Origin of the sequence: Burkholderia sp. BCC1998 (genome assembly GCF_905339875.1) — a bacterium.
Taxonomy (GTDB): Bacteria; Pseudomonadota; Gammaproteobacteria; order Burkholderiales; family Burkholderiaceae; genus Burkholderia.
The window spans coordinates 133644-157067 of sequence record NZ_CAJPHE010000003.1 but is presented as its reverse complement, the minus strand read 5'-3'; the positions used below and the strand labels follow the sequence as shown (position 1 = coordinate 157067).

The following is a 23424-nucleotide window of genomic DNA, read 5'->3' as shown; positions in this document are numbered from 1 at the left end:
TTCGCTCGCACCAGGGAGGCAGTGCGACGAGAACGAGATAATATAGGGTTTCGAACCGTGCGTCAATTTCCGTGATGCATTTTCTTCAATGCATCACGAAAAAATTCACGCGGCCTGGTCGAGTTCGAATGCCTTGTGCAGCGCGCGGACGGCCAGCTCCATGTATTTCTCGTCGATCAGCACCGAAATCTTGATTTCGGACGTCGAGATCATCTGGATGTTGATGCCTTCTTCCGACAGCGTGCGGAACATCTTGCTCGCGACGCCCACGTGCGAACGCATGCCGACGCCGACGACCGACACCTTCGACACCTTCGGGTCGCCCTGCACGCGCTCGGCGCTCACATGGCCCTGCACCTGGTTGGTGAGGATGTCCATCGCCTTCTGGTAGTCGCCGCGGCCGACCGTGAACGTGAAGTCCGTCTTCCCTTCGACGCTCTGGTTCTGGATGATCATGTCGACGTCGACGTTCGCGTCGGCGACCGGGCCGAGGATCTGATACGCGATGCCCGGCTTGTCGGGCACGCCCATCACCGCAATGCGTGCTTCGTCGCGCTGGAACGCGATGCCGGAAATGACTGCCTTTTCCATGGTCTCGTCTTCTTCAAAAGTAATCAGGGTGCCCGAGCGCATTTCTTCGTCGAGCGCAATCAGCGGATCGGTCAGGCTCGACAGCACGCGCGTCTTCACCTGGTATTTGCCGGCGAATTCGACCGAGCGGATCTGCAGGACCTTCGAGCCGAGGCTGGCCATTTCCAGCATTTCCTCGAACGTCACGCGATCGAGGCGTCGCGCCTCTTCGACCACGCGCGGGTCGGTCGTGTAGACGCCGTCGACGTCCGTGTAGATCAGGCACTCTTCGGCATCCAGCGCAGCCGCGACCGCCACCGCCGACGTGTCCGAGCCGCCGCGGCCCAGCGTCGTGATGTGGCCGTCCGGATCGACGCCCTGGAAGCCCGTGATGATCACGACCTTGCCGGCGTTCAGATCGGCCTTCACGCGCTCGTCGTCGATCGAGTGGATGCGCGCCTTCGTGAACGCGCTGTCCGTCTTGATCGGCACTTGCCAGCCGGCATAGCTCACGGCCTCGACGCCGATTTCCTGCAGCGCGATCGACAGCAGGCCGACGCTGACCTGCTCGCCGGTCGACGCGATCATGTCGAGCTCACGCGGGCTCGGCTGGCTCGAAATCTCTTTCGCGAGACCGAGCAGACGGTTGGTTTCGCCGGACATCGCGGACGGCACGACCACCATCTGGTGCCCGGCCTGATGCCATTTTGCGACGCGTTTCGCGACGTTCTTGATGCGCTCGACCGAGCCCATCGAAGTGCCGCCGTATTTGTGTACGATGAGTGCCATTGTCGTTCTGAACTGGAGGAGAAGCCGCACGGGCGCGCTGGGCAGGCCGCGTTGCCGTTCGGTCACGCGGCTTGTGGCTGTGGACGGACGACGAGGGGGACGGCTGGGACGCAACACGCAAGCGTGACGGATTTTGCCCGGAAGGCCGATCAGGCCGCGCAAACCGGGTACGTCACGCGGAAAACCTGCACAAATCGCTCAAAAATCGAGCCGAGCAAACGACCGAGCGTACCCGATAGAGGCCCGCTTGACAAGCCGCTCGCCGGTTCGGCAAGCGTTCCGGCGCTGTTTACCAAATGGTGAAAACCGGCGCGCGATCGCGCGGCGGCAAGCGTGTCGCCGCTATGCGATCAGCAGGTCGGGACGCCATTCGATCCGGCGCCACGCGCCGGCATCGGCCAGCCCGTCGCCGTGATTCACGCCGAGCCGCGGCACGTAGACGAGCCGCTCGCCCGCAAACAACAGCGGCACGTCGCGCTGCCAGGCCGGCACGCCGCGCTCCTGGAACAGGTTCTTCAGTGTGCGGCCCGGGCCGCCGGGCGACGTACGCAGCCGCTCGCCGCCCGCGCGGGCGCGCGCGGCGAGCGTCGCGCCGCGCAGCAGCGCCTCCGGCACCGCGCCGTCGCTGCCGGCCTCGGCCGGCGCGAACACGAACGTGCCGCGCCATGCCGGCACGCGCCAGACTTCCTGGCCGTCCCACGCGAGCGAGGATTCGGGATGCGGCGTTCCGGTGCCGTCGTCGGCCGGCTCGGCGCTGTCGCCCGCCTCCCAGTACACGGTGTCGCGATAGAGCCGCAGGCACTGCCCCGCGTGATCGACCCGCAGCGCATGCGCGTCGTGCGCAGCGCGCAGCTGCCGCATCATGTTCGCCAGCCGCCCCGCCGACGCACCGGGCAGCCCGAGCCGGCGCATCCAGAAACGCAGCAGGTTGGCGCCGCGCGTATCGTCGAACGCGACCAGCGCATCGCGCGACAGCGCGCGGCCGTCGTCGCGCGCGGCGCCGGCGAAATCCAGTTCGGCGAGATCGTCGAGCAGCCGCTGCGCGGCGGCCGCATGCTGGGCCGCGCGGCCCAGCGCATCGCGAAAACCCGGGAAATGCACGGCGAGCGCCGGCAGCACGTCGATGCGCAGCGCATTGCGCGCGTAGCGCGTGTCGCCGTTCGATTCGTCGTCGATCCACGTCAGCGCGCGCTGCGCCGCATAGCGCTCAAGTTGCGCGCGCAACAATCGCAGCAGCGGCCGCACGCGCTCGACACTCGCGCCGTCAGGCCGATAACGCGGCGCCATCGCGGCCAGGCCCGCGATCCCCGCGCCGCGCAACAGCTGGAGCAGCACGGTCTCCGCCTGGTCGTCCGCATGCTGCGCGACCCAGAGCGCGGCCACGCCGTGGCGCTCGCACATCGCGTCGAGCGCCGCATAACGGCGCTCGCGCGCGCTCGCCTCGATGCCGAGGCCGCTGTCGCGCGGCACATCGACACGCTCCGACTCGAACGCGACGCCAAGTTGCCCGGCCGTCGCCTGCGCATGCGCGACCCATGCGTCGGCGTTCGCGCTCAGGCCGTGGTGCACGTGCAGCGCGACGCAACGCGCGGCGCCCGCCACACGCACGGCCGCGTCGAGCAGCACCGTCGAGTCGAGGCCGCCGCTGTACGCGATCGCGATGCGCGCATCGGCCGGCAGATCGGCAAGCGCAACGCCGACCGCGTCGAGGACGACGCGGTCGGCGGAGAATTCGGTCGGGGGGATCACGAGCGAGACGCGCGCCGGACGGCGCGCGATGCGAACACGCCGGTCATGCGCCGGGCGTGGTTTCCTTGAACTTGCCGTAGGCCATCAGGCGCTCGAAGCGGCGCTCGCGCAGCGCATCGATGCTCATGCCCTGGAACTGGCGCAGCGAATCGGCGAGCGCACGGCGCAGCAGCGCGGCCATGCCCTTCGGATCGCGGTGCGCGCCGCCGAGCGGCTCGTTGATGATCTTGTCGATCAGGCCCAGCGCCTTCAGGCGATGCGCGGTCAGGCCCAGCGCTTCCGCGGCCTCGGGCGCCTTCGCAGCGCTCTTCCACAGGATCGACGCGCAGCCTTCCGGCGAGATCACCGAGTAGGTCGAGAACTGCAGCATCATCACGGTGTCGGCCACCGCGATCGCGAGCGCACCGCCCGAACCGCCCTCGCCGATCACGGTCGTGATGATCGGCGTCTTCAGTTCGGCCATCACGTACAGGTTGCGGCCGATCGCCTCCGACTGGCCGCGCTCTTCCGCGCCGATGCCCGGGTATGCGCCCGGCGTGTCGACGAACGTGAAGATCGGCAGCCCGAATTTCTCGGCGAGACGCATCAGCCGTTCGGCCTTGCGATAGCCTTCCGGACGCGGCATCCCGAAGTTGCGCGCGGCGCGCTCCTTCGTGTCGCGGCCCTTCTGGTGGCCGATCACCATGCACGGATGGCCGCCGAAACGCGCGAGGCCGCCGACGATCGACAGGTCGTCCGCGAACGCGCGGTCGCCATGCAGTTCGTGAAAATCGGTAAACAGTTCCGCAACGTAATCGAGCGTGTACGGACGCTGCGGATGCCGCGCGATCTGCGAGACCTGCCACGGCGACAGGTTCGCGTAGAGGTCCTTCGTCAGTTGCTGGCTTTTCTTCGACAGCCGCTCGATTTCTTCCGAAATATCGACAGCCGAGTCGTCCTGCACGAATCGCAGCTCTTCGATCTTGGCCTCGAGTTCGGCGATCGGCTGTTCGAAATCCAGAAACGTGGTCTTCATGTGTTCGAATCCTTGGGTCTTGCGGCAGCGCGTATTCTACCCGCGCGGGCGACGTGCAAAACCGGCTCTCAACTATTGATGTTTAAAACCCGATAGCCGTCAATCGGCGTCGGCGTCCGGTGCGTCTAGGCTGCGCCACATGTACCAGGTCGCGACGGTACGCCACGGCTCCCAGTTGGCGGCCACTTCACGCGCCTCGCTGCGCGTGACGGGCTCCCCGCTGAAGTAATTGACGCTGATCGCGCGGATCAGGCCCGGATCGTCGAGCGGCAGCACGTCCGGCCGCGACAGGTTGAAGATCAGGAACATCTCGGCCGTCCAGCGGCTGATGCCGCGGATCTGCGTGAGTTCCGCGATCACGTCCTCGTCGTCCATCGACGTCCATTTGTCGACGTGCAGCGCGCCCGACACGAAGTGTTGCGCGAGATCGAGAATATATTCCGTCTTGCGCTTCGACAGCCCGCACGCGATCAGCTTGTCCGCACCGAGCCGGATGACCGGCTGCGGTGCGAGTTTCGGACACGCATCCTCGATGCGCGCCCACAGCGCCTGCGCGGACGGCACCGAGATCTGCTGGCCGACGACCGAACGCGCGAGCGTGACGAACGGGTCGCCGCGCTTCACGAGATGCGCGGGGCCGAATTTCGGGATCAGCTTCTTCAGGATGCGGTCGCGCTTGACGAGATCGGCGCTCGCTTTATCCCAGTACGCGGGACGCACGACGCCATCGGCGCCGTCGACTGCCGCATCGGCTGCCCGCACCTTGCGGGCCGCGTCGGCGGCCGCCATCGCGACCTCCGGCTGCGCCGCGTCCACGCCCTTCGCGCGCGCGGGCTTTGCATGACCGTTGAGCGCGCCGTTCGGCACGGCGCGCGTCGCGTCCGCCTTCGCCGCTGGCGCGCGCTTGGCTGCCGGACGCGCGGCGAGCGGAGTCGCACGCCTGACCGGCGCTTTTCTGGCCGTTGCCATCCTGCCTCCTACCTGACGGATCGGTCAGTGGAACGCATCGCGCTCATACGCGACGCCATTCGGTCGATCCGCCCGGTTTGTCTTCAAGTGCGATACCGGCGTCGAGCAGTTCCGCCCGAATCCGGTCCGCTTCGGCATAGTCCTTCGCTTGCTTCGCCGCGACACGCGCGGCGATCTTCGCTTCGATTTCGTCGGCTGCGAGCCCGCCCGCCTGCGCGGCACCGGTGCCCTGCTGCAGGAACGCGCGCGGTTCGCGGCCGAGCAGGCCCAGGAGGCCCGCCAGTTGTTTCAGTTGCCGCGCGAGCGATGCATCGCGCGTGCGATTGACTTCACCCGCCAGTTCGAACAGCGTCGCCACCGCGACCGGCGTGTTGATGTCGTCGTTCATCGCGGCCGCGAAACGCTGCGCGTGCGGCTCGTTCCAGTCGAGCGCGAGCGTGTCGGGCTCGACATCCTTCAGCGCCGTGTACAGGCGCGTGAGCGACGCGCGCGCGTCGTCGAGATGCACGTCGCTGTAGTTGAGCGGCGACCGGTAGTGCGTGCGCACGATGAAGAAGCGCATGACCTCGGCGTCGTACCGCTCGAGCACTTCGCGGATCGTGAAGAAGTTGCCGAGCGATTTCGACATCTTCTCGTTGTCGACCTGCACGAAGCCGTTGTGCATCCAGTAGTTGACGAACGTCTGGCCGGTCGCGCCCTCGCTCTGCGCGATCTCGTTCTCGTGGTGCGGGAATTGCAGATCCTGCCCGCCGCCGTGGATGTCGAAATGCTCGCCGAGCAGCGTGCAGCCCATCGCCGAGCACTCGATGTGCCAGCCCGGCCGGCCCATCCCGTACTTCGATGCCCATGACGCACCGTCGGGCTCGTCCTCCTTCGCGCGCTTCCACAGCACGAAGTCGAGCGGATCCTGCTTCGCATCGTTTGCGGCTACGCGTTCGCCCGCGCGCAGGTCGTCGAGCGACTTGCCCGACAGCTTCCCGTAGTTCGCGAACTTGCGCACCGAATAGTTGACGTCGCCGTCGCTCGCCTGGTACGCGTAGCCGTTCGCCTCGAGCTTCTCGATCATCCCGAGCATCTGCGGAATGAACTGCGTCGCGCGCGGCTCGATGTCCGGACGCTGGATGCCGAGCGCCGCCTCATCCTCGTGCATCGCGCCGATGAACCGGTCGGTCAGCGACTTGATCGTCTCGCCGTTCTCGACCGCGCGGCGGATGATCTTGTCCTCGATGTCGGTGATGTTGCGCACGTACGTGACCCGATAGCCGATCGCACGCAGCCAGCGCTGGACGAGGTCGAACACGACCAGCATGCGCGCGTGGCCCACGTGACAATAGTCGTAGACGGTAATCCCGCATACGTACATCCGCACTTCGCCTGACTGGCGCGGCACGAAAACTTGCTTGTCACGCGCGAGCGTGTTGTAGATGCGCAGTGATTCCATAGAGATGAACCGTGAGCCGAAGGAAACCGCCCTGGCGAAGCTCGCCCAGCATGCGAAACGGACGGACCACCTGCTGCGGCTCGCCGCCGCGCGTCCTCGTTATCACATGGGGCGGTCAGGCTGCAAGCACAGCGGTGACGGCCACGAGAGGCAAAGAAAGACTGTCTGCCGCTCGCCGGAACGCGCAGACGTTTTGTTAGAATGGCTCGGAGTATAACATTCCGATTTACGCCTATGAAACCTCATCGCGGCCGCGCGCCGAGCGCTGCGACCCTCGTTGCGACCGCCGTCATGGGCGTCGCACTGACGCTGTTCGCGGCCCCCGCGGCGCATGCGCAGAAGGCCCCGGCCACCGCCGACGGCACGCCCGAAATCGACGCGTCGATCTCCGGCAAGCAATGGAAACAGGCGCTCGCGCAACTCGACGCGCGCATCGCGGCGAATCCGCACGACGTGCAGGCGCAGTTCAAGCGCGGCACCGTGCTCGCCCGCCTGAACCGCGACGACGACGCGATCCAGCAGTTCGTCGCGATCACGCAGGCCTACCCCGAACTGCCCGAACCGTACAACAACCTCGCGGCGCTCTACGCGAAGCACGGCCGCTACGACGAAGCGCGCAGCGCGCTCGTCACCGCGACGCAATCGAACCCGGGCTACTCGCTCGCATACGAGAACCTCGGCGACCTCTATCTGCGCCTCGCGGCCGAATCGTACAAGCGCGCGCAATCGCTCGGCCGCACGAGCGGCGCGACCGCACAGCGCCTCGCCGACCTGCAGAAGATCGTGTCGCCGCCGAAGCCGGCCGCCAACGCGCGCGCCGTCACGCCGGCCACGCGCGCGTACACCGATCGCGCCGCCGCAAACGTGAGCACCACTACGCTGCCGATGTCGCCGACGTTCCAGTTCAACGGTCCGTCCGGTGCGCTGGCAGCGCCGTACATCGCGCCGTCGCAGTAAGCGGCGCAACCTTCCCTCCCTCCCAACCTGAGGATCGCAATGAAACGTCTGTTGCTGGCGCTTGGCGGCGCCGCCCTTCTCGCGACCGCGCCCGCGTTCGCGCAATCGGCCACCGCGCACCCCGTCGTGCAGCTGAAGACCTCGCAGGGCGACATCCGTGTCGAGCTCTACCCGGAGAAGGCGCCGAAGACGGTCGCCAACTTCCTCGACTACGTGAAGGCCGGCCAGTACAACGGCACGATCTTCCATCGCGTGATCAAGGGCTTCATGATCCAGGGCGGCGGCTACAAGACCAACTTCGAGGAGAAGCCGACCCGCGCGCCGATCCCGCTGGAAAGCCGCAATGGTCTGAAGAACCTGACGGGCACGATCGCGATGGCGCGTACCAGCGATCCGAACTCGGCCACCGCGCAGTTCTTCATCAACACGGTCGACAACAGCGGCCTCGACTACCCGAACCCGGACGGCAACGGCTATGCGGTGTTCGGCAAGGTCGTGTCGGGCCTCGACGTCGTGAAGAAGATCGAAGGCGTGGCGACGACCTCGCGCGGCCCGATGCAGGACGTGCCGGCCCAGCCGGTCCTGATCGAATCGGCCAGCATCGTTTCGAAATAAGCACCTGCCGGCACGTCCGGCGCCACACGCGGCCGCGTCGCACGACCGGCCGCGTGCCATTTAAACCGCCTCACCGAAGGAATTCATCATGGTTGAACTGCACACGAACCACGGCGTGATCAAGCTCGAGCTGGACGCCGCGAAGGCACCGAAGACGGTCGAGAACTTCCTCAACTACGTGAAGAAGGGCCACTATGACGGCACGGTGTTCCACCGTGTGATCAACGGCTTCATGATTCAAGGCGGCGGCTTCGAGCCGGGCCTGAAGCAGAAGCCGACCGACGCGCCGATCGACAACGAAGCGAACAACGGCCTGAAGAACGACAACTACACGATCGCGATGGCGCGCACGAACGATCCGCACTCGGCGACCGCCCAGTTCTTCATCAACGTGAACGACAACGATTTCCTGAACCACTCGTCGCCGACGCCGCAGGGCTGGGGTTACGCCGTGTTCGGCAAGGTTGTCGAAGGCCAGGACGTGGTCGACAAGATCAAGGGCGTCAAGACGGGCAACGCGGGCTTCCACCAGGACGTCCCGACCGACGACGTCGTGATCGAAAAGGCCGTGGTGGTCTGACCCACAGCCGTTACGGAGGCACTTCGATGTTGCAGGAGAGTCCGCCGCGAAGCGTCTCCGCGGGCGTGCCGGGCGAGCGCGAATACGCGCAAGCCGCACGCCCGTTCCTGTTTCTCTCCGATCTGCACCTGAGCGAGGCGATTCCGAAGACGGTCGCCGCGTTCGAGCATTTCGTGAAATACACGGCCGACAGCGCCGACTCGGTGTTCATCCTCGGCGACCTGTTCGAATACTGGATCGGCGACGACGTGCTCGACCACGATCCGTTCGCGGCACGCATGGCCGCGCTGATGCATACGTTCTCGGAGCGCGGGATCGCGCTCTACGTGATGCACGGCAACCGCGATTTCCTGCTCGGCCGGCGCTTCATGAAGGCGGCCGGCGCGATGCTGCTGCGCGACCCGGCGCTGATCACGTCGTTCGGCCAGCGCATCGTGCTCACCCACGGCGACGCGCAATGCACGGCCGATCGCGGCTATCAGATATTTCGGCGGTTTGCCCGCAATGGCGTCGCGCAGGCGCTGTTTCTCGCGTGGCCGTTCCGCTGGCGCCGCGCGCTCGCGCAACGGATGCGCTCGAACAGCGAAGCCGGCCGGATGCGCCCCGCTTCGGCGATCTACGATGTCACGCGTGAAGGTATCGCCGCGCTGTTCCGGAAGAGCCGTGCGAGCGTGATCATTCACGGCCACACGCATCGCCCCGCGCGCCACCTCGAACCGGGCGGGATTCGCTGGGTACTGCCCGACTGGGATCTCGACCACGGCATGCCGCGCGGCGGCTATCTGCGCGTGGACGCCGAAGGCATCCACGCGATGCCGCTCGACTGACGCGAGCGACACGACCGCAGCTGCCGGCGGCCGCCGGCATGCTCTGCGTTACGCCTGGCGCTCGACCGCCTTGCCTTCCAGCACCGCCGACAGCCTGCGCAGATCGAGACGCGCCGCGTCCGCGCCCTGCAGCGTTTCCAGATGCGTACCGAGTTGCTCGAGCGCCGCGACGATCTCGTCGACGCGCCGGCTTTCCTTCGCCGCGTGGTCGATCAGGCCGTGAATCGCGAGCGACATCGGGTCGTCCGCGTTCGGCGTGATCCCGTACGCGCAGAACGCGGCGCGCTCGGGCTGCGGCTTCGGTTGCGCCGGCAGCACGATGCGCGCCGGATTGCCGACCGCGGTACCGCCTGCCGGCACCGGCTTCACGACAACCGCGTTCGAACCGATCTTCGCGCCCGCGCCGACGGTGAAACCGCCGAGCACCTTCGCGCCCGCGCCGACGATCACGCCGGCCTCGAGCGTCGGATGGCGCTTCGCGCCGCGCGTGAGCGACGTGCCGCCGAGCGTCACGCCCTGATAGATCGTGCAGTCGTCGCCGACGATCGCGGTTTCGCCGATCACGACACCCATTCCGTGATCGATGAACACGCGCCGGCCGATCGTCGCGCCCGGGTGGATCTCGATACCCGTCAGGAAGCGCCCGGCCTGCGACGCGAAGCGTGCGAGCCAGTAGCGCTTCGCGCGCCAGCACGCATGCGCGAAGCGATGCAGCACGAGCGCGTGCAGCCCCGGATAACAGGTCAGCACTTCCCAGGCACTGCGAGCGGCGGGATCCCGCTCGCGAATCGTCGCAACGTCTTCGCGCAGTCTGGTGAACATGATCGGGTCTGGGCTGGGGAAAAGGCCGGCACGCCCGCCGGCAACGGCCGGTCGTTATCGCGCCGGGTAATTTGCTTATGATGTTCGGCGATTGTAGGGCCACTCGCCCGCGGCCGCACAGCGTCGCGCGTTCACCCCGTCGGCGGCGCGGGTATTCGCGCGGGACGCCCGTCGTGGCCAGGTAACGCGGTTATGCGGTTATGCGGTTATGCGGTCATCCGGTGGCCGGGCACGGACCGGGCACCCCCGTCGCGGCGGCCGATGCGACACGCCGGCTGCAGGCGGAGCGCATCCGTCGAACGCATGAGCGCCCGGCCGCGGCGTACTTCGGCCGCTTACGCGTCGCCTTCGGGCGAGCCGGACTTCAGCAGGATGTGCTTCGCAATGCCGCGCAGGATGTTGACCTCCTCGCGCTCGAGGCCGGTGCGCGCGAACAGGCGCCGCAGCCGCGGCATCAGCTTCTTCGGGTTGCGCGGGTCGAGAAAATCGAGCGCGACCAGCGCGTTCTCGAGGTGCGCGTACATCCGCTCGATCTCGTCGCTCTGCGCGAGCGTGCCGACTTCGGCCTGCACGTCGCGCGACGCCTCGCTTCCCTGCTCCAGGAACGCGACACGCAGTTCATACGCGAGCACCTGCACGGCCTGCGCGAGGTTCAGCGAACTGTAGGCCGGATTCGCCGGGATATGCGCGAGCGCGCTGCACTGCTCGACGTGCTCGTTCGCGAGGCCCGTGCGTTCGTTGCCGAACACGAGCGCGATGTCGCCGGTGCCGACCTGCGTGTGCGCCTGTTCGGCGGCCGCGCGCGGCGCAAGGCGCGGCGGCCCGTATTCGCGCGTGCGCGCGGTCAGCGCGATCGACCAGTGGACGCCGGACAGCGCGTCGCCGAGCGTGGGCACGACGTGCGCGGACGCGAGGACGTCGTCCGCGCCGCTCGCCATCGCGATCGCCTCGGGGTCGCTCTGCACGTGCGGCACGCGCGGCGCGACCAGGACGAGCCTGGAGAAACCCATCGTCTTCAGCGCGCGGGCGGCCGCCCCGACATTGCCGGGATGGCTCGGCTCGACGAGCACGAAACGGGTGGAAGTGAAGCCGCCGGACGGCGGCGGGGACGAAGCCGCGCCCGATTCGGACGGCACGGCGGGGTTCTGCGGGGTTTCCACTACATACGACTCGGTTCGTCAGAATGGCAGTATGGTATCGCCATCGCCCCGGCAAACCCACTCGTCCGGACGGCCAGTGGGGTTTCCCCGCATCCCGGTCACCTGAAACTCCCGAAAATCGGGTAAAATCATGCGTTTACGCGCCGCACCCCGTGCGACGCGGGTCGTACCCTGCTCTTTGTCAATTCGCGTCTCATCTCGCCCGGCACCTTTTGCGCCGTTCCGGGCGGTGTGTTCCACTTCGTGGCGGCCCGTGCCGCCGGCTACAGGATCCAGGCTCATGCATCCCATGCTCAACATTGCTGTCAAGGCTGCGCGCCGCGCCGGACAGATCATCAACCGTGCGTCCCTCGACCTCGACCTGATCGAGATCCGCAAGAAGCAGCAGAACGACTTCGTCACCGAAGTGGACAAGGCCGCCGAAGAGGCGATCATCGAGACGCTGAAGACCGCCTACCCCGACCACGCGATCCTCGCGGAAGAATCGGGCGAATCGGAGAACGAATCCGAATTCAAGTGGATCATCGATCCGCTCGACGGCACGACCAACTTCATCCACGGCTTCCCTTACTACTGCGTGTCGATCGCGCTCGAGCACAAGGGCGTCGTCACGCAGGCCGTCGTCTACGATCCGAACAAGAACGACCTGTTTACGGCCACCCGCGGCCGCGGCGCGTACCTGAACGACCGCCGCATCCGCGTCGGCCGCCGCGACCGCCTGGCGGACGCGCTGGTCGGCACGGGCTTCCCGTTCCGCGAGAAGGACGGCCTCGACGCCTACGCGCGCCTGTTCACCGAAATGACCCAGGCCTGCACGGGGCTGCGCCGCCCGGGCGCGGCCGCACTCGACCTCGCGAACGTCGCGGCCGGTCGTCTCGACGCGTTCTTCGAGCAAGGCATCAACGTGTGGGACATGGCGGCGGGCAGCCTGCTGATCACCGAAGCCGGCGGCCTCGTCGGCAACTACACGGGCGACGCCGATTTCCTGCATCGTCATGAGATCGTCGCGGCGAATCCGAAGATCTACGCGCAGATGATCCCGATCCTGAACCGCTACAGCTACATGCATCCGGCAGCGGAGTAAATCCGCGCCGCGCCCGCGCCCGTCTCAACACCGCCACGACTTCGTGGCGACCGTATCCGAATATTCATGTTACGGCTAAGCGAACTTAAACTCCCGCTCGACCACCCCGAGAGCGCCCTCGAAGCCGCGATTCGCGCGCGCCTCGCGGAGCTTGGCGTGGCGGCAGACGGGCTCCTCCGTTACACGGTGTTCCGCCGTGCGCACGATGCGCGCAAGCGCTCCGACATCAAGCTCACGTACATCGTCGATGTCGAGGTCAAGGACGAAGCGGCCGTGCTTGCGCGACTCGCCGGCACGCCGCATTGCGGCGTGACGCCCGACATGGCGTACCACTTCGTCACGAAGGCGCCCGAGCACGGCAACTTCCTGCGCCCGGTCGTCATCGGCATGGGGCCGTGCGGCCTGTTTGCGGGGCTGATCCTCGCGCAGATGGGTTTCCGCCCCATCATCCTCGAACGCGGCAAGGCCGTGCGCGAGCGCACCAAGGACACCTTCGGCCTGTGGCGCAAGAGCGTCCTCAATCCCGAGTCCAACGTGCAGTTCGGCGAAGGCGGGGCCGGGACGTTTTCCGACGGCAAGCTGTACAGCCAGATCAAGGATCCCCATCACTACGGCCGCAAGGTGCTCGACGAATTCGTCAAGGCCGGCGCGCCGGAGGACATCCTGTATCTGAGCCGGCCGCACATCGGCACGTTCCGCCTCGTCAGCATGGTGGAAAAGATGCGCGCGACCATCCACGAACTGGGCGGTGAAGTGCGCTTCGAAACCCGGGTCGAGGACATCGAGATCGATCAGGGCAAGGTGCGCTCGCTGACGCTGTCGAACGGCGAAACGCTCCGGTGCGATCACGTGGTGCTGGCCGTGGGCCACAGCGCACGCGACACGTTCCAGATGCTGCACGATCGCGGGGTGTATGTCGAAGCGAAGCCGTTCTCGCTGGGTTTCCGGATCGAACATCCGCAGGGGCTGATCGATCGCAGCCGCTTCGGCAAGTTCGCGGGTCACAAGCAGCTCGGCGCGGCCGACTACAAGGTGGTTCATCACTGCAGCAACGGACGCGCGGTCTACAGCTTCTGCATGTGCCCCGGCGGCACGGTGGTCGCGGCGACCTCCGAGCCGGGCCGCGTGGTCACCAACGGCATGAGCCAGTATTCGCGCGCCGAGCGCAACGCGAATGCGGGCATCGTCGTCGGCATCACGCCGGAGGACTATCCGGGCGGGCCGCTCGCGGGCATCGCGTTCCAGCGCAAGTGGGAAGAACGCGCGTTCGAACTCGGCGGCGGCGATTACAGCGCGCCGGGCCAGCTGGTCGGCGATTTCATCGCAGGACGGCCGTCGACGTCGCTCGGTTCCGTGGTGCCGTCGTACAAGCCGGGCGTGCGCCCGACCGACCTCAGCACCGCGCTGCCCGACTACGTGATCGAAGCCATTCGTGAAGCGCTGCCGCAGATCGACAAGAAGATCGCCGGCTTCGCGATGCACGACGCGGTGCTCACCGGCGTGGAAACGCGCACGTCGTCGCCGATCCGGATCCGGCGCAAGGACAATTACCAGAGCATGAACGTCGAAGGGTTGTATCCGGCCGGCGAAGGCGCCGGGTATGCCGGCGGCATCTATTCGGCAGCCATCGACGGTATCGAGGTCGCGCAGGCGGTGGCGCTCGATCTGATGTCGGCGCACGCGTCCTGATCTTGCCCGTCAGGCCCGGCGCACGAAGGTCCGTGCGCCGGGTGATCCAGCAGTATCTGCACCCTGCCTGACAAGGCTCGCCACGCGAAGCTCCCCCCTCTTTGCGATGCGCCGCGGCCATTAGTGGTCGATGTGCCGAACGCGACCGATGCCAGGCCAAATTTCGCTTTGGTATACTCCGCGGCCGAATTCTCCACGTTTCCACGAATCCATGACCGCCGCACAGTCGGACAACGCGTCATCTGATTTCATGCCGGCCGACCTCAGGCAAAGCGTGGTCACGCAGACGCTGCCGCACACCCAGGTCGGCATCAGCCGACTGCAGACATCCCGTAGAAATATTGGCCGAACCGCGCCATACGAACTTGAAGACGCCGATCTCATCGTGTTGCAATTGCGCGCGTTCGGCGAACAGGAATTGTGGCTTGACGGACGTGTTGCTCGTTTCGTCCCCTATGACGCGGGGACCGTCACGATTCACGACCTCGATCGCAACTGGGTTTCCGACCTGAAGGGGGCGTTCGACTGCATCCATTTTCACCTCCCGCGCCGAACGCTGGAGGAGACAGTCGATGAAATCGGTGGCAGGCAGCGGCCCCAGCTTTACTTGCCGCCGCATTTGAGTGCGACGGATCCGGTCATCCATCGCCTGGGCCAAGCCCTGCTCCCCGCCCTGGCGCGGCCCGAACACGCATCCCAGCTGTTTATCGACCACGTCGCGCTCGCCTTCCAGACGCATGTCGCGCGTCTGTACGGCGGCATCGGCGAGCGGCGGGAGAAGTCGACCGGCAAACTCACGGCGTGGCAGGAGCGCGTGGCGAAAGGCTTTCTGCTCGAACACCTTACCGGCAACATCTCGATCGCCGATGTGGCGAAAGCGTGCGGCCTGTCTCGTGGCCATTTCGTGAAGGCCTTTCATCAGACCACCGGGTTACCGCCCCATCGCTGGCTGATCAATCAGCGCATCGAACGCGCAATGATGTACATGCGCACATCGTCCATGCCGCTGCAAATGATCTCGGATGCATGCGGCTTCGCCGACCAGAGCCACTTCACGAGAACATTCACGCGCGTGACCGGTGTTACGCCGCGTCGTTGGCGCATGGACAACGTTTGAGGAGCGTGGCCGACGCGAGCTTTGCGCGTCGCATGAACGCCCGACCCGCCACCGCACCTGCCGACGTCACGCCGATGAAGGCAGCGGTACCTGCGCGTCATCCGACCAAGCATCGACCAGGCGATGTGGCCCGAGCCTACGCCATGAAACGCCTGCACCGGCCGCTCCCGCCCCCCGAAGCGGCCGGTCGCGTCTGGCGCAAACGAACGCCCGACATGCGTCAGAACAGGCACGAAATTCCTCCCGTTGCGTATGCACGAGGCGGGAGATTACCCATCGGGGGCGGTCCGGCACGCATGCCATAATTTCGGCAACGCGCCTGCTGGTGCATGATTCCGCCAAGGTCATGTCAGCTCTGCTTCGCAGGAAGATCGGCAGCATTCTGGGATTGCTTGCGATCCTGCTGACGACGCTTGCGCCGACGGTGTCGCAGAGCCTGTCGTCCGAGCGAGCATTCGAGGCGGTATCCGGGTCGTTCTGTACAGTACGGAGCGAGGACGGTCCGGATGTCACCGCCCCCGACCATTCATCGTTGCCCGGGAAGGCAGTTCACTGGCAGGCGTGCGCATATTGCGGGCTGCTTGCCGACATGCCGGTGTTACTGGGCGGAACCTCGGGATTCGTGCCGACGGACCGGGCCGCTCATCCGGCGTTGGCGCCCCTGTTGCAGGCACCCCGCAGCGCTTTCCGATTTACCGCGGCACAGCCGCGCGCCCCTCCGCTTTCATCCTGAACGAGTCAGCCAGCGGCGATGCTTGTGACATTGCATCGCCGGTGCTCGCGCGTCCTTTGTCTTTTGACGGACCCGCGAGCGCATCGACGCGATCTTCAGAACGGGGGGACCATGTACACCCAACCTGCACGCAATACCATGCCGGCGCTTGTAGCGTCCGTCATTCCAGCCGCATTTGCCGTCCTGCTGCTTTTACCGTCCGTTTCGACGGCTCACGCGATTGCCGGCAACCGCGTGTTTCCGGCGACCATGGCGGTCGACGATCCCGGCGTCGGGGACGAACTCAACCTCGAGTTCGGCCACATCCAGTCCGACACGGATGACGGCGACAAGCAGAACAGCAACACGACGACACTCGAATGGGACAAGCTGATCACGTCCCGTTTCCAGCTATCCGTGACCGGCACGTACATCAACCTCAATGCGCCCAACGACAGCTCGGCGCGCGGTTTCGACAACTGGCAGGTCGGTGCCAAATACCGCTTCTACGTCAACGAAAGGCATGAGCTCATGGCCTCCGTCGGCGCGAGCGCGGAGCTGGGCGGAACGGGGGCGAAGTCGATCGCTGATCCACACTCGGCGATCACGCCGACGCTTTACTTCGGCAAGGGCTTCGGCGACCTGCCCGACAGCCTGAAGTACCTGAAGCCGCTGGCGATCACGGGCACCGTCGGCCCCCGCTTGGCATTGAACCGTGCCGATCCGAATTCGTTGAACTGGGGCGTCACCGTGCAATACAGCCTGCCCTATCTGCAACACTTCGTGCGCGACGTGGGTCTCAAGGCGCCGTTCGACAGCCTGATCCCGGTCGTCGAGTTGCCGATGAGCACCTGCACCGCCAGCCCGTGTTCGGGCCATACGACCGGAACGATCAACCCCGGCGCGTTGTGGCTGAATCGCTGGGGCCAGCTCGGCATCGAGGCGCAGATTCCGGTCAATCACGCGAGCGGAACGGGCGTGGGCATCCTGTTGCAAGTGCATCTTTATCTCGATGACATCCTGCCCCGCTCCATCGGCAAGCCGCTGTTCGGCAAGGGAGAATAATGATGCGCAGATTCGACCGATTTCATCCCGGCTCGCGCGCAGCGGCGGTCGTGACAGGCATCCTGACCGCGTCGACGGCATTCGCCCATGTGTTTCCGCAGAAACAATCGCCGTCCGCGGGCGCGGAAGTGGCGGCGCCGGCAGGCGTGACGATCATCTTCGACGGACCGCTCGAACCCGCATTCAGTTCGCTCAGCGTCAGCAATTCGGCGGGCAAACAGGTGAACACGGAAAAGGCGGAAGTCGACCCGAATGACACGAAGTCGATTCATGTGGCATTGCCGCCATCGCCGCCCGGCACGTACACGGTGCACTGGGTGGCGGTCGCGTCGGACGGGCATCGCACGCACGGCGATTATTCGTTCAAGATCAGGTAGCGGATCCGGCGACGTCCAGCCGATTTCGGGTGCTTTGGACCTCCGACCGTCCAAGCCGGCGGCGGCTCGTCGCGGCCGCCGGCAACTGGCCGAACGGCGAACTTCGCGCGTGCACATGGAAGCGACTGGTAAACTCGGGCAACCAAAGCAACAACTTCCTGCCTGACCTATGACCACGCTGTCGCCCGAAGCCTTCGCCGGCCATACTCCGATGATGCAGCAGTACCTGCGCATCAAGGCCGATCACCCCGACACGCTCGTCTTCTACCGGATGGGCGACTTCTACGAGCTGTTCTTCGAGGATGCGGAGAAAGCCGCACGCCTGCTCGACCTGACCCTCACGCAACGCGGCGCCTCGGCCGGCACGCCGATCAAGATGGCCGGCGTCCCGCATCATGCGGTCGAACAATATCTGGCGAAGCTCGTGAAGATGGGCGAATCGGTCGCGATCTGCGAGCAGATCGGCGACCCCGCCACGTCGAAGGGGCCGGTCGAGCGCAAGGTCGTGCGCGTCGTCACGCCCGGCACGCTGACCGACGCGGCACTGCTGTCCGACAAGAACGACGTCTACCTGCTCGCGATGTGCACGGGCCACAACAAGCGCGGCGTCGCGGTCAACATCGGCCTCGCGTGGCTGAACCTCGCGAGCGGCGCGCTGCGGCTCGCCGAGATCGAACCCGACCAGCTCGGCGCCGCGCTCGAACGCATCCGGCCGGCCGAAATCCTGACGGCGGACGGCGCGACCGACGCCGTGCCCGCGGGCGCCGGCGCGATCAAGCGCGTGCCGGCATGGCACTTCGATATCGCATCGGGCACGCAGCGCCTGTGCGACCAGCTCGACGTCGCGGGCCTCGACGGCTTCGGCGCGCATTCGCTGACGAGCGCATGCGGAGCCGCCGGTGCACTGCTGCTGTACGCGGCCGCCACACAGGGTCAGCAATTGCGTCACGTGCGCAGCCTGAAGGTCGAGAACGAAACCGAATACATCGGACTCGATCCGGCGACGCGCCGCAACCTCGAGCTGACCGAAACGCTGCGCGGCACCGAATCGCCGACGCTGTACTCGCTGCTCGACACCTGCTGCACGACGATGGGCAGCCGTCTGCTGCGTCACTGGCTGCATCACCCGCCGCGCGCGTCGGTCGCCGCGCAGTCGCGCCAGCAAGCGATCGGCGCGCTGCTCGACGCGCCCGCGAACGCGAGCCTCGACGCACTGCGCAGCGCGCTGCGCCAGATCGCCGACGTCGAACGGATCACCGGGCGGCTCGCACTGCTGTCCGCGCGGCCGCGCGACCTGTCGAGCCTGCGCGACACGTTCGCCGCGCTGCCCGCGCTGCGCGAGCGCATCAGCGCGATCGTCGCGAACGCGGATGCGCTTGCCCGCGTCGACGCGGCGCTCGCGCCGCCCGCCGAATGCCTCGACCTGCTGACGAGCGCGATCGCCCCCGAGCCGGCCGCGATGGTGCGCGACGGCGGCGTGATCGCGCGCGGCTATGACGCGGAGCTCGACGAACTGCGCGACATCTCCGAGAACTGCGGGCAGTTCCTGATCGATCTCGAGGCGCGCGAGCGCACCCGCACGGGCATCGCGAACCTTCGCGTCGAATACAACAAGGTGCACGGCTTCTACATCGAGGTCACGCGCGGCCAGACCGACAAGGTGCCCGACGACTATCGCCGCCGCCAGACGCTGAAGAACGCCGAGCGCTACATCACCCCCGAACTGAAGACCTTCGAGGACAAGGCGCTGTCCGCGCAGGAACGCGCGCTGGCCCGCGAGCGCGCGCTGTACGACGGCGTGCTGCAGGCGCTGCTGCCGTTCATTCCGGAGTGCCAGCGCGTCGCGTCGGCGCTCGCGGAGCTCGACGTGCTCGCCGCGTTCGCCGAGCGCGCCCGCACGCTCGACTGGGTCGCGCCCGCCTTCACCGACGAAATCGGCATCGAGATCGAACAGGGTCGCCACCCGGTCGTGGAAGCGCAGGTCGAGCAGTTCATCGCGAACGACTGCCGGTTCGGCGCCGAGCGCAAGCTGCTGCTGATCACCGGCCCGAACATGGGCGGTAAGTCGACCTTCATGCGGCAGACGGCGCTGATCGCGCTGATGGCGTACGTCGGCAGCTACGTACCCGCGAAATCGGCCTGCTTCGGCCCGATCGACCGGATCTTCACGCGCATCGGCGCGGCCGACGATCTCGCCGGCGGACGCTCCACCTTCATGGTCGAGATGACCGAAGCCGCGGCGATCCTGAACGACGCGACACCGCAGAGCCTCGTGCTGATGGACGAAATCGGCCGCGGCACGTCGACGTTCGACGGCCTCGCGCTCGCATGGGCGATCGCGCGTCACCTGCTCGCGCAAAACGGCTGCTACACGCTGTTCGCGACGCACTACTTCGAGCTGACGCAGCTGCCGGCCGAATTCCCGCAAGCGGCCAACGTCCATCTGTCGGCCGTCGAGCACGGCCACGGCATCGTGTTCCTGCACGCGGTCAACGAAGGCCCGGCGAACCAGAGCTACGGGCTGCAGGTCGCGCAACTCGCGGGCGTGCCGGCGCCGGTGATCCGCGCCGCGCGCAAGCATCTCGCGTATCTCGAACAGCAGTCGGCCGCGCAGCACACGCCGCAGCTCGACCTGTTCAGCGCGCCGCCCGCCGCGGCCGACGAACTCGCGTGCGCGGATGCGCCGGCGCCGGCCGACGTCCCGCATCCGGCACTCGAAAAGCTGCGCGACATCGATCCCGACGACCTCAAGCCGCGCGAGGCGCTCGACCTGCTGTACGAACTGCGCACGCTCGTCCGCTCGCACGATGCCGACGGGCACGCGTAAACGCCTCCTGTCGGGCCGGCCGGCCCGCGCCGCCGCAACCGCACTGGTCGCGGCGACGCTCGCGCTCGTGCAGGCGAGCACGCTCGCGGCGCCGCCCAAGCGTGCCGCCGCCCCCTACTCGTTCGCGATCGTGTCGGGTGTCATCAACGCGCCGGCCGACGAGCCGGCCGCGCAGCGGCTGTTCGAATCGATCGCGCGCGAGCGCAATCTGGCCTTCGTCGTCTATGCGGGCGACCTCAAGGGTGCGAAGGAAGCGTGCCGCGACCCGCTGTACACGCAGCGCGGCGCGATCCTGGGCGCATCGCGCGTGCCGCTCGTGTTCATTCCCGGCCACGACGACTGGGTCACGTGCAACACGGCGGCCGGCGGCAGCTACGATCCGGTCGAACGCCTGGACTTCCTGCGCCAGACGCTGCTGGCGGACGCCGCGCTGCCCGACGCCGGCGCGCTGCAGATCACCCGCGAAAGTGAAGTCGCGCGGTTCCGGCCGTATCGCGAAAACGCGCGCTGGATGCATGACGACGTCGTCTACGTCGCGCTGAACGCACCGGCGCCGAACAATCACTATCTGACGGCCGGCGGCCGCAACGGCGAATTCGAGGACCGCATCGTCGCGAACGGCTTCTGGATCGACCATGCGGCCGAATACGCGAAGCGGCGCGAAGCGCGCGCCATGGTGGTGATGTTCGAAGGCGATCCGCAGTTCGATCGCTACGAGCGGACCGAACGCTTCGCGTGGTTGCGTTTCAACCGGCCGCGCATGCGCGACGGCTTCCGTGAACTGAAACGAACGCTGGTGAAGGCGGCGGCGACATTCCGCGGCCCGATTCTGGTGATGCACGCGAGCAGCGAGCCGCTTGCGAATGGTTTCCTGATCGATCGCCCGCTGCATGCGGACGACGGTGTGCTGGTGGGAAATGTGACGCGTGTCGCGATCGGACCGCGTCAGCCGGCGAATCAGTGGGTGAAGGTCAACGTGTCGCCGGCCCGGCAGACGATCTTCAACGTGAGCCTGCAGGACGTGCCGAAGAATCTGCCGACCCCGCCCGCGCTGCCGGTCGTGCCGCGCGACGAGGTCCCGCTGCCGCAGATGCCGGAGATCCCGGCCTTGCCGGCCCTGCCCGACTCGTCGTCGGTCGCGCCGCCGCTGCAGGGCGACGGCACGACGCCGGGCGGCGCCTCGTGGCCCGCGCCGCCCCCTGCCTCGGGGCCGGCGCCCGGCCTGCCCGCCAGTTCAGTGCAGGGTGCGCCCTGACGGTGCGTCGCCGTCCTCGTCTTCGTCCTCGTCGACGATTTCGAGGCCTTCCGCGCCGTGCGCGTGCTCATGCTCGATCTCGTCCTCGGTCGCTTCGCGAACGTCCTTGACCGTGAGCGCGAAACGCAGCGCCATGCCCGCGAGCGGGTGGTTGCCGTCGAGCACGACCTTGTCTTCGGCGATGTCGGTGACCGTGTAGATCAGCGAATCCACTTCCTCGTCGCCGTCTTCCGGCGTGCCTTCGAACTGCATGCCCACTTCGATCGGCTCGGGAAAACGATCGCGCGGCTCGATCTTCACGAGTTCGGGATCGTAGTCGCCGAACGCGTCCTGCGGCTCGAGCTGAACCTGCGCCTGGTAACCGGGCTCCTGGCCGTCGAGCTGTTCCTCGATCTTGGGGAACGTGCCATCATAGCCGCCGTGCAGATAAACCATCGGCTCGTCGCTTTCCTCGATCAGATTGCCTTGCGCATCCGACAGCTTGTAAGCGACCGACACGACGGTGTTTTTTGCGATTTTCATCCAATTCTCCCAAATACAAGTCTCATTATACGATGCGCAACCGGTCTCAAGCCGAACCGCGGGATGCCGCTGACGCCCCGCTCGGCGCGCCGCCTTCCGATCTTCCCACGCCGCTGCTCGGCGGCCTCTCGCCGGCGCAATTCATGCGCCGCTACTGGCAGAAAAAGCCGCTGCTGATCCGCCAGGCGATCCCCGGCGTGAAGCCGCCTGTCACGCGCGACGCATTGTTCGAGCTGGCAGCCGACTATGACGCCGAATCGCGGCTGATCACCCATTTTCGTAACAAGTGGCAACTTGCGCACGGCCCGTTCGAGCCGGGCGCGCTGCCGGCCGTTTCGCGCAAATCCTGGTCCCTGCTCGTGCAGGGGCTCGACCTGCACGTCGACGCGGCGCGCGCGCTGCTCGACCGCTTCCGCTTCATCCCGGACGCGCGCCTCGACGACCTGATGATTTCGTACGCGACGGACGGCGGCGGCGTCGGCCCGCACTTCGACTCGTACGACGTATTCCTGCTGCAGGTCGAAGGCCGGCGCCGCTGGCGCATCGGTGCGCAGAAGGACCTGTCGCTGCAGCCGGACGTGCCGCTGAAGATCCTCGAGCATTTCGAGCCGAGCGACGAATGGGTGCTGGAGCCGGGCGACATGCTGTACCTGCCGCCGCACATCGCGCACGACGGCGTGGCCGAAGGCGAATGCATGACCTGCTCGATCGGCTTCCGGGCGCCCTCCGCCGGGGAGCTGGGCGCGCAATTCCTGTACTACCTCGCGGAACGCGGCGGCCTGCGCGACGAGCGCGGCGACGCACTCTACCGCGACCCCAAGCAGCCGGCGGTCGACACCCCCGCGCAACTGCCGCCGGCGATGGTCGAGCGCGTCGCCGAGATCGTCGAGGCGATCCGCTGGCGCAAGCGCGACGTCGCCGAATTCCTCGGCTGCTACCTGAGCGAGCCCAAATCGAACGTCGTATTCGAGCCGCCGGCGCGGCCGCTGTCCGAGGCCGCGTTCGTCGCGCAGGCGTCGCGCCGGGGCGTGCATCTCGACAGACGCGCCGCATTGATGTATAACGCGCGATCGTACTTCATTAATGGCGAGGAACAACCGCTCGAGCAAGCCGGCGAATGGCTGCCCGAACTGGCCAATCTCCGCCACATGGAGGCGAAACGGTTTGTAACACTATCCCGGGCTCCCTCGATGACAGCCTTGCTGCACGAATGGTATTGTGCGGGCTGGCTGCGGGTCGGATACCGGATTTAGTGGGCCGCCCCGTATGCCCGTGCAGATCA

The 23424-nt window shown here is 66.8% G+C and carries 21 protein-coding genes and 1 pseudogene; 14 read left to right on the top strand and 8 right to left on the bottom strand.

Translation table 11 applies throughout. The annotated features are described in order from the left end of the window. Positions 1–105 precede the first annotated feature (105 nt). Complete coding sequence (locus tag U5A56_RS06850) at positions 106–1359, bottom strand: aspartate kinase (protein ID WP_040144529.1); 1254 nt, start codon at positions 1357–1359, stop codon at positions 106–108. Here U5A56_RS06850 and U5A56_RS37125 point away from each other — a divergent pair. Further along, a pseudogene (locus tag U5A56_RS37125) lies at positions 1342–1579 on the top strand (hypothetical protein); the annotation flags it as partial. The gene U5A56_RS06850 and the pseudogene U5A56_RS37125 sit on opposite strands and share 18 nt — an antisense overlap. A 122-nt stretch (positions 1580–1701) precedes the next feature. Here U5A56_RS37125 and tilS read toward each other — a convergent pair. The 4 genes from tilS to cysS form a co-directional block, all read right to left on the bottom strand. Then, positions 1702–3108, bottom strand: coding sequence for a tRNA lysidine(34) synthetase TilS (tilS, locus tag U5A56_RS06845; protein WP_321921538.1), 1407 nt, complete (start codon positions 3106–3108; stop codon positions 1702–1704). Between the two features lie 43 nt (positions 3109–3151). Further along, positions 3152–4123: an acetyl-CoA carboxylase carboxyltransferase subunit alpha gene (locus tag U5A56_RS06840; RefSeq protein WP_006478433.1), complete on the bottom strand. Its 972-nt coding sequence runs from the start codon at positions 4121–4123 to the stop codon at positions 3152–3154. Positions 4124–4222: 99 nt separating this feature from the next. After that, positions 4223–5092, bottom strand: coding sequence for a DNA-3-methyladenine glycosylase family protein (locus tag U5A56_RS06835; RefSeq protein WP_124488283.1), 870 nt, complete (start codon positions 5090–5092; stop codon positions 4223–4225). Between the two features lie 43 nt (positions 5093–5135). Beyond that, positions 5136–6533, bottom strand: coding sequence for a cysteine--tRNA ligase (cysS, locus tag U5A56_RS06830; protein WP_044847975.1), 1398 nt, complete (start codon positions 6531–6533; stop codon positions 5136–5138). Positions 6534–6767: 234 nt separating this feature from the next. On the opposite strand from cysS, the gene U5A56_RS06825 reads away from it, so the two are divergent. From U5A56_RS06825 to U5A56_RS06810, 4 genes are all read left to right on the top strand, one after another. Beyond that, positions 6768–7490: a tetratricopeptide repeat protein gene (locus U5A56_RS06825; RefSeq protein WP_321921535.1), complete on the top strand. Its 723-nt coding sequence runs from the start codon at positions 6768–6770 to the stop codon at positions 7488–7490. A gap of 39 nt (positions 7491–7529) precedes the next feature. After that, positions 7530–8105: a peptidylprolyl isomerase gene (locus U5A56_RS06820; protein WP_012364186.1), complete on the top strand. Its 576-nt coding sequence runs from the start codon at positions 7530–7532 to the stop codon at positions 8103–8105. 88 nt (positions 8106–8193) lie between these two features. Then, on the top strand, positions 8194–8685 hold the full coding sequence (locus tag U5A56_RS06815) for a peptidylprolyl isomerase (RefSeq protein ID WP_006483987.1): 492 nt from the start codon (positions 8194–8196) through the stop codon (positions 8683–8685). 26 nt (positions 8686–8711) lie between these two features. Beyond that, positions 8712–9512 carry a UDP-2,3-diacylglucosamine diphosphatase gene (locus U5A56_RS06810; protein ID WP_044847977.1) on the top strand — a complete coding sequence of 267 codons (801 nt, stop codon included), beginning with the start codon at positions 8712–8714 and terminating at the stop codon, positions 9510–9512. A gap of 48 nt (positions 9513–9560) precedes the next feature. Here U5A56_RS06810 and cysE read toward each other — a convergent pair whose 3' ends face one another. After that, on the bottom strand, positions 9561–10334 hold the full coding sequence (gene cysE / locus U5A56_RS06805; RefSeq protein ID WP_321801157.1) for a serine O-acetyltransferase: 774 nt from the start codon (positions 10332–10334) through the stop codon (positions 9561–9563). Positions 10335–10669: 335 nt separating this feature from the next. Next, positions 10670–11494 carry an RNA methyltransferase gene (locus U5A56_RS06800; RefSeq protein WP_321921533.1) on the bottom strand — a complete coding sequence of 275 codons (825 nt, stop codon included), beginning with the start codon at positions 11492–11494 and terminating at the stop codon, positions 10670–10672. A gap of 280 nt (positions 11495–11774) precedes the next feature. Here U5A56_RS06800 and U5A56_RS06795 point away from each other — a divergent pair, with 280 nt between their 5' ends. The 8 genes from U5A56_RS06795 (at position 11775) to U5A56_RS06760 (ending at position 21620) form a co-directional block, all read left to right on the top strand. Then, positions 11775–12578 (top strand): inositol monophosphatase family protein, encoded by an 804-nt coding sequence (locus tag U5A56_RS06795; RefSeq protein ID WP_044847980.1) that lies wholly within the window; start codon positions 11775–11777, stop codon positions 12576–12578. A gap of 66 nt (positions 12579–12644) precedes the next feature. Beyond that, a complete protein-coding gene (locus U5A56_RS06790) occupies positions 12645–14267 on the top strand; it encodes an NAD(P)/FAD-dependent oxidoreductase (RefSeq protein ID WP_321921532.1) in 1623 nt (540 codons plus the stop codon). A gap of 211 nt (positions 14268–14478) precedes the next feature. Further along, on the top strand, positions 14479–15384 hold the full coding sequence (locus U5A56_RS06785) for an AraC family transcriptional regulator (protein ID WP_321921530.1): 906 nt from the start codon (positions 14479–14481) through the stop codon (positions 15382–15384). 346 nt (positions 15385–15730) lie between these two features. Then, positions 15731–16117, top strand: a complete 387-nt coding sequence (locus U5A56_RS06780; protein ID WP_193759855.1) for a DUF2946 domain-containing protein — start codon at positions 15731–15733, stop codon at positions 16115–16117. Positions 16118–16228: 111 nt separating this feature from the next. After that, a complete protein-coding gene (locus tag U5A56_RS06775; protein WP_321921528.1) occupies positions 16229–17161 on the top strand; it encodes a hypothetical protein in 933 nt (310 codons plus the stop codon). After that, positions 17161–17538 (top strand): copper resistance protein CopC, encoded by a 378-nt coding sequence (locus U5A56_RS06770; protein WP_321921526.1) that lies wholly within the window; start codon positions 17161–17163, stop codon positions 17536–17538. The genes U5A56_RS06775 and U5A56_RS06770 overlap by 1 nt, the downstream gene beginning before the upstream one ends. Positions 17539–17707: 169 nt before the next feature. Continuing rightward, a complete protein-coding gene (gene mutS / locus U5A56_RS06765) occupies positions 17708–20365 on the top strand; it encodes a DNA mismatch repair protein MutS (protein WP_321801144.1) in 2658 nt (885 codons plus the stop codon). Then, positions 20346–21620, top strand: coding sequence for a hypothetical protein (locus U5A56_RS06760; RefSeq protein ID WP_321921524.1), 1275 nt, complete (start codon positions 20346–20348; stop codon positions 21618–21620). The genes mutS and U5A56_RS06760 overlap by 20 nt, the downstream gene beginning before the upstream one ends. Here the strand turns inward: U5A56_RS06760 and U5A56_RS06755 are convergent. Continuing rightward, on the bottom strand, positions 21600–22142 hold the full coding sequence (locus U5A56_RS06755; RefSeq protein WP_044847987.1) for an FKBP-type peptidyl-prolyl cis-trans isomerase: 543 nt from the start codon (positions 22140–22142) through the stop codon (positions 21600–21602). The genes U5A56_RS06760 and U5A56_RS06755 overlap by 21 nt on opposite strands. A 32-nt stretch (positions 22143–22174) precedes the next feature. On the opposite strand from U5A56_RS06755, the gene U5A56_RS06750 reads away from it, so the two are divergent. Then, complete coding sequence (locus tag U5A56_RS06750) at positions 22175–23395, top strand: cupin domain-containing protein (protein WP_321921523.1); 1221 nt, start codon at positions 22175–22177, stop codon at positions 23393–23395. The last annotated feature ends 29 nt before the right edge of the window (positions 23396–23424 follow it).